The sequence below is a fragment of the Streptomyces sp. bgisy100 genome (assembly GCF_057709105.1).
In genome coordinates this window covers 90,546-96,907 of the sequence record NZ_JBYITE010000026.1, presented here as the reverse complement: position 1 = coordinate 96,907, position 6,362 = coordinate 90,546, and the positions used below count along the sequence as shown (strand labels likewise).

Annotated in this window: 4 protein-coding genes; 1 reads left to right on the top strand and 3 read right to left on the bottom strand. The window is 72.7% G+C overall.

What is annotated here, in order from left to right; all coding sequences use genetic code 11:
• Window positions 1–468: 468 nt before the first annotated feature.
• Window positions 469–2,283 carry a glutamine--fructose-6-phosphate transaminase (isomerizing) gene (gene glmS / locus AC3EQ1_RS18770; protein WP_351510400.1) on the bottom strand — a complete coding sequence of 605 codons (1,815 nt, stop codon included), beginning with the start codon at window positions 2,281–2,283 and terminating at the stop codon, window positions 469–471.
• Between the two features lie 180 nt (window positions 2,284–2,463).
• On the bottom strand, window positions 2,464–2,739 hold the full coding sequence (locus tag AC3EQ1_RS18765) for a hypothetical protein (RefSeq protein WP_432095467.1): 276 nt from the start codon (window positions 2,737–2,739) through the stop codon (window positions 2,464–2,466).
• A gap of 482 nt (window positions 2,740–3,221) precedes the next feature.
• On the opposite strand from AC3EQ1_RS18765, the gene AC3EQ1_RS18760 reads away from it, so the two are divergent.
• Window positions 3,222–5,006 (top strand): beta-N-acetylhexosaminidase, encoded by a 1,785-nt coding sequence (locus AC3EQ1_RS18760; protein WP_432095471.1) that lies wholly within the window; start codon window positions 3,222–3,224, stop codon window positions 5,004–5,006.
• Window positions 5,007–5,193: 187 nt separating this feature from the next.
• On the opposite strand, the gene AC3EQ1_RS18755 is transcribed toward AC3EQ1_RS18760, so the two are convergent.
• Window positions 5,194–6,360 (bottom strand): acyl-CoA dehydrogenase family protein, encoded by a 1,167-nt coding sequence (locus AC3EQ1_RS18755; RefSeq protein WP_432095466.1) that lies wholly within the window; start codon window positions 6,358–6,360, stop codon window positions 5,194–5,196.
• Window positions 6,361–6,362: the final 2 nt, after the last annotated feature.

The following is a 6,362-nucleotide window of genomic DNA, read 5'->3' as shown; positions in this document are numbered from 1 at the left end:
CCCCCCCCCCCCCCCCCCCCCCCCCCCCCCCCCCCCCCCCCCCCCCCCCCCCCGGCCCCGTACCCACGACGCACCGGTGCCCGCATCCAGTGGCCCCGTACCCACGACGCACCGGTCCCCGCACCCAGTGGCCCCGTACCCACGACGCACCGGTCCCCGCACCCAGTGGCCCCGGCGCCCATGACGACCCGTACCGACCCACGCCGCCCGCCCCCGCCCCGCGCCCACGCGCCCGGTACGTAGCGCCGCGCCCCCCGCGCGGCCGGCCACGGAAGGCGTGCGGCCGAGGCCGGCTACGGCAAGCCGGGGAGGCGCCGCTGCCGCCCCCGGGCGACGGAAACCCCTCGGGCGTCCGCGTGCCGGGGAGCGGCGCGCCAGGGAGTGATACGCCCGGGAGCGAAACGAAAAGCGGCCTCCGGGGCGCACACCCCGGAGGCCGCCATGGCCACTACTCGGCCATTCCGGCCGCTACTCGACCGTCACGGACTTGGCGAGGTTCCGCGGCTTGTCGATGTCCCGGCCCAGGGACAACGCCGTGTGGTAGGCGAGCAGTTGGAGCGGGATGCCCATGAGGATCGGGTCCAGCTCGGGCTCGTTCTTCGGCACCAGGATGGTGTGGTCGGCCTTCTCCTGCTCCTGGTGCGCGACGGCCAGGATCCGGCCGCTGCGGGCCTTGATCTCCTCCAGCGCGGCGCGGTTCTTCTCCAGCAGGTCGTCGTCCGGGACGATCGCCACGGTCGGCATCGCGGGCTCGATCAGCGCCAGCGGGCCGTGCTTGAGCTCGGACGCCGGGTAGGCCTCCGCGTGGATGTAGGAGACCTCCTTGAGCTTCAGCGAGGCCTCGCGCGCCACCGGGTAGCCGCGCACCCGGCCGATGAACATCATCGACCTGGCGTCCGCGTACTGCGCCGACAGCTCCTTGATCTGCTCCTCGCCCGCGAGGATCTCGTCGATCTGGGCCGGCAGCTTGCGCAGGCCCTCGATGATCCGCTTGCCGTCCGCGACCGAGAGGTCACGGATCCGGCCCAGGTGCAGGGCGAGCAGCGCGAAGGAGACCACCATGTTGGTGAAGCACTTGGTGGAGACCACGCAGACCTCGGGGCCGGCGTGCACGTAGATGCCGCCGTCGGTCTCCCGGGCGATCGCCGAGCCGACCACGTTCACCAGACCCAGCACCCGGGCGCCCTTGCGCTTGAGCTCCTGGACGGCGGCCAGCACGTCGTAGGTCTCACCGGACTGGGAGACCGCCACGTACAGGGTGTCGGGGTCCACCACCGGGTTGCGGTAGCGGAACTCCGACGCCGGCTCGGCGTCCGAGGGGATCCGGGCCAGCTCCTCGATCATCTGGGCGCCGATCTGGCCCGCGTGGTACGAGGTGCCGCAGCCCAGGATCTTCACCCGGCGCACCCCGCGCGCCTCGCGGGCGTCGAGGTTCAGGCCGCCGAGGTGCACGGTGGAGAACCGGTCGTCGATCCGGCCGCGCAGGGCGCGGTCCACCGCGTCCGCCTGCTCGGAGATCTCCTTGTGCATGTAGGTGTCGTGGCCGCCCAGGTCGTAGGACTCGGCCGCGTACTCGACGGTCTCCGGGGCGGACGAGGTGCGCGAGCCCTCGGTGGTGTACGTCCGGTAGTCGTCGGCCTTGAGGGTGGCCATCTCGCCGTCGTCCAGGGTGACGACCTGGCGGGTGTGGCTGACCAGCGCGGCCACGTCGGAGGAGACGAACATCTCGTGCTCGCCGATGCCCAGGACCACCGGCGAGCCGTTGCGGGCGACGACGATCCGGTCGGCGAAGTCGGCGTGCAGCACGGCGATGCCGTACGTGCCCTCGACCAGGCGCAGCGCCTGGCGGACCTTCTCCTCCAGGGTCTCTGCCTGGGAGCGGCCGATCAGGTGGGCGAGGACCTCGGAGTCGGTCTCGGAGGCGAACTCCACACCGTCGGCGACGAGCTTGGCGCGCAGCTCGGCGGCGTTGTCGATGATGCCGTTGTGGACGATCGCGACCTTGCCCTCGGCGTCGAGGTGCGGGTGGGCGTTCTCGTCGGTGGGGGCGCCGTGGGTGGCCCAGCGGGTGTGGGCGATACCGGTGGTGCCGGTGAAGCGCTTGGGGAGCTTGGACTCGACCTCGCGGACCCGGCCCTTGGCCTTGGCGGTCTTCAGGGTGCCGTTCTTGCCGCTGACGGCGAGGCCGGCGGAGTCGTAGCCCCGGTACTCCAGCCGCTGCAGGCCCTCCAGCAGCAGCGGAGCCACATCGCGCTTGCCGATGTATCCGACGATCCCGCACATAGGACTGTCCCTCCCACGTTTCTGTGTTCCGGAGCCCGGTGGCCGGGTCGGCCGGTGGGCCCCGTCGGGCCCTTCCGGGCCCGTCTGGTCATGTGTTCCTGTGCCGGCCGCGCGCGGGCGGTCCGGTGAGCCGGCCGTTCCCCCGGCCGGACCGAGGTGAGCCGGTGGCTCCGGCCCGCGTCAGCCGTAGACGATGCGACGCAACTGCCGCAGCGAGAGTTCCGGTGGCGCCACCGCGCGGTGCGGCAGCTCCGCCATGATCCGCTCGAAGATCTCCGTGTTGTTCAGCCCTCTGGCCTGGAGCTCGCGGTGGCGGCGGCGGACGAAGGCCTCGATCGTCTCGTCGAAGTACGCCAGCACGTCCAGCACCACCCGGGCGGCCTCGCCGCGCTGGAGCGGCGTGCTGCGGACCAGGTGGTCGACGAGGTCGTCATGGGACGCGGGGCGATCGAGCACCCGATGATATTGCGGGTGCGGGGGGTCTCTTTGCAAGAAACCTGCCCGATATCGGGCAGGAACGGGTTCGGGTGGCTCGGGAGGGGTGGATCCGGCACTTGTGACGGCTGGGCCGCACCGAACCGCGCCGGGTCGGGCAGCGTCAGCCGCGGCACCGCCGACTGCCGACTGCCGAGCGCCGACTGCCGACCGCGGACCGCCGGTGCCGGTGCCGCGGCGGGGGGCGGCCGTTCGCCGTCGTGGCTGGGACGGTCGGCTGCTCCGGCGTCGGTGGTGTTCCTCGCGCGGCGGGCTGTCCGGCGGTGGGGCCGTGCGGGTGGGGCGGCCGACGCCACGGCGTCTCAAGTGGTCTACACCTTGACCGGTTGTGAGGCGCACGGTACCCATGGTGACCGTTCGGTCACTCCATTCGTTCGGACAGCAGCTCTGATTCGTTCGGACCGTCCTGCCGAAGCCCGCCGAAGGGACCGCTCGTGAGACGACTGCCCACGCTGTTCTGTTCGCTCCTCCTCGTCGCGGCGGGGGTGTCCGCCACCGGGGCCGCCGCACCGCCGCCCGATCCGGCCGCCGGGGGCGTGACACCGCTGGACCGGGTGCTGCCCGCGCCCGCCTCCGTACGGCCCGGCGGCGCGCCGTTCACGCTCCGGCCCGGGGCCCGGATCCGGGTGCCGAACTACTCTCCCGCGGCGCGGAAGGCGGGGGAGTACCTGGCGGGCGTGCTCCGCCCGGCCACCGGTTACGCGCTGCCGGTCACCTCCGCCGGGGAGCGGGACGGTGACATTCTGCTGCGGCTGGGCGGCGAGAGCCGCGGCAGCGGCGGTCCGGGTACCGGCTCCGGCGGCGCGGGCACCGATGGCTCCACCGCCGGCTCCGACGGCCCGGGCTCCGGCGGCCCGGGCTCCGACCGCCCGGGCTCCGACCGCCCGGGCTCCGGCAGCCCGGGCTCCGGCGGTTCCGCTTCCGGTTCCGCGGCTGCGGGCGCGGGTGCGGCGGCCGCCACCGGGGCCGCCGAGGACCTCGGGGACGAGGGCTACCGCCTGGACTCCTCCCGCGCGGGCGTCGCCATCAGCGCCCGTACGGCCACCGGCCTCTTCCACGGCATCCAGACCCTGCGGCAACTGCTGCCCGCCGCCGTCGAGCGCCAGGCGCGGCAGCCGGGCCCCTGGAAGGTCGCGGGCGGCACCATCACGGACGCCCCGCGCTTCGCCTACCGCGGCGCGATGCTGGATGTCTCCCGGCACTTCTTCACCGTCGAGCAGGTGAAGCGCTACATCGACCAGATGGCGCTCTACAAGCTCAACAAGCTGCATCTCCACCTCTCGGACGACCAGGGCTGGCGGATCGCGATCGACTCCTGGCCGCGGCTGGCGACGTACGGCGGCAGCACCCAGGTGGGCGGGGGCCGGGGCGGCCACTACAGCAAGCGGGACTACCGGGAGATCGTGCGGCACGCCGCCGACCGCCACCTGGAGGTCGTGCCCGAGATCGACATGCCGGGGCACACCAACGCGGCCCTCGCCTCCTACGCCCGGCTGAACTGCGACGGAGTCGCCCCGCCGCTCTACACCGGCACGGAGGTCGGCTTCAGCTCGCTGTGCGTGCCCAAGGCCGTCACCTACGACTTCGTGGACGACGTGGTGCGCGAGCTCGCCGCCATGACGCCCGGCCGGTACCTGCACATCGGCGGCGACGAGGCCCACTCGACGCCCCACGAGGACTATGTCGCGTTCATGGACCGGGCGCAGCGGACCGTCGCCGAGTACGGCAAGACGGTCGTCGGCTGGCACCAGTTGACCGGGGCGAAGCCGGCCGACGGGGCGGTGGCCCAGTACTGGGGCACCACCGGGACCGAGAAGGAGGTCGTGGACGCGGCCAAGGCCGGTACCCGGATGGTGCTCTCGCCCGCCAACCGCGCCTACCTCGACATGAAGTACACCAAGGACACGCCGCTCGGGCTCAGCTGGGCCGGATACGTCGAGGTCCGGCAGTCCTGGGACTGGGACCCGGGCCGCTATCTGCAGGGCGTCCCGGAGTCGGCCGTGTTCGGGGTGGAGGCGCCGCTCTGGTCCGAGACCCTCACCACCAGCGACCACATCGAGTTCATGGCCTTCCCGCGGCTGCCGGGCATCGCGGAGCTGGGCTGGTCGCCCGCCGCCACGCACGACTGGGAGGCGTACCGGAAGCGGCTGGCCGCACAGGCACCGCGCTGGGCGGAGCTGGGCATCGACTACTACCGCTCGCCGCAGGTGCCGTGGCCTGCCGAGTGAACCACCGCCGCTGCGGGGGTTGTTGAGCCACCCCCGGTCCGCCGGCCCGCCGTGCCGCGGGCCGACGGCTTCCGCCCCGGCCGCACGACGCGGCCGGGGCGGAAAGCGCGGTCCTCCGGGGAAGGCACCGTCCTCCCGGGGAAGACATGGCGCTCCGGGGAGGGCGCTCCCTCAGGGGGGAGTCCGGTCAGCCGGTGAGCCCCAGCTCACGGGCGATCAGCATGCGCTGCACCTCGCTCGTGCCCTCGCCGATCTCCAGGATCTTGGAGTCCCGCCACATCCGGGCCACCGGGTACTCGTTCATGAAGCCGTAGCCGCCGTGGATCTGGGTGGCCTCGCGGGCGTTGGTCACCGCGATCTCGGAGGAGTAGAGCTTGGCGAGCGCCGCCTCCTTCTTGAACGGCTCGCCGTGCACCAGCCGGGAGGCCGCGTCCCGCCAGGAGATCCGCGCGGTGTGGGCGCGCATCTCCATGTCGGCCAGCTTGAACTGGATCGCCTGGTTCTCGCCGATCGGCTTCCCGAACGCCTGCCGCTCCTTGGCGTACTTCAGCGACTCGTCCACACAGCCCTGGGCCAGGCCGGTGGCCAGCGCGGAGATCGCGATCCGGCCCTCGTCCAGTATCCGCAGGAACTGGGCGTAGCCGCGGCCCTCCTCGCCGAGCAGGTTGGCGGCGGGCACCCGGCAGTCGGTGAAGGACAGTTCGCGGGTGTCCGAGGCGTTCCAGCCGACCTTGGAGTAGGGAGCGGCCACGGTGAAGCCCGGGGTGCCGGAGGGCACGATGATCGAGGAGATCTCGGGGCGGCCGTCGGGCTTGCGGCCGGTGACGGCGGTGACGGTGACCAGCCCGGTGATGTCCGTACCGGAGTTGGTGATGAAGCACTTGGTGCCGTTGATCACCCACTCGTTCGTCGCCTCGTCGAGCCGGGCCGTGGTGCGGGTGCCGCCGGCGTCCGAGCCGCACTCGGGCTCGGTCAGGCCGAACGCGCCCAGGATCTCGCCCGAGCACAGCCGCGGCAGCCACTCCCGCTTCTGCTCCTCGGTACCGAACCGGAAGACGGGCATCGCGCCCAGCGAGACGCCGGCCTCCAGGGTGATCGCCACGGAGGAGTCGACGCGGGCCAGCTCCTCCAGGGCCAGGCCGAGGGCGAGGTAGTCGCCGCCCATGCCGCCGTACTCCTCGGGGAACGGCAGGCCGAACAGGCCCATCCGGCCCATCTCGCGGACGATCTCGTACGGGAACTCGTGGTTCTCGTAGAACTCCCCGATCTTCGGCGCGATGACATCGTGCGCGAACGCCTCGACGGTGCGGCGGAGTTCCTCGTGCTCGGCGGAGAGACGGTGGTCGATCGTCATGA

Excerpts from the sequence above, each read along its gene's own strand:
- glmS (WP_351510400.1), bottom strand. The coding sequence starts at position 2,283 with ATGTGCGGGATCGTCGGATACATCGGCAAGCGCGATGTGGCTCCGCTG.
- AC3EQ1_RS18755 (WP_432095466.1), bottom strand. The coding sequence starts at position 6,360 with ATGACGATCGACCACCGTCTCTCCGCCGAGCACGAGGAACTCCGCCGC.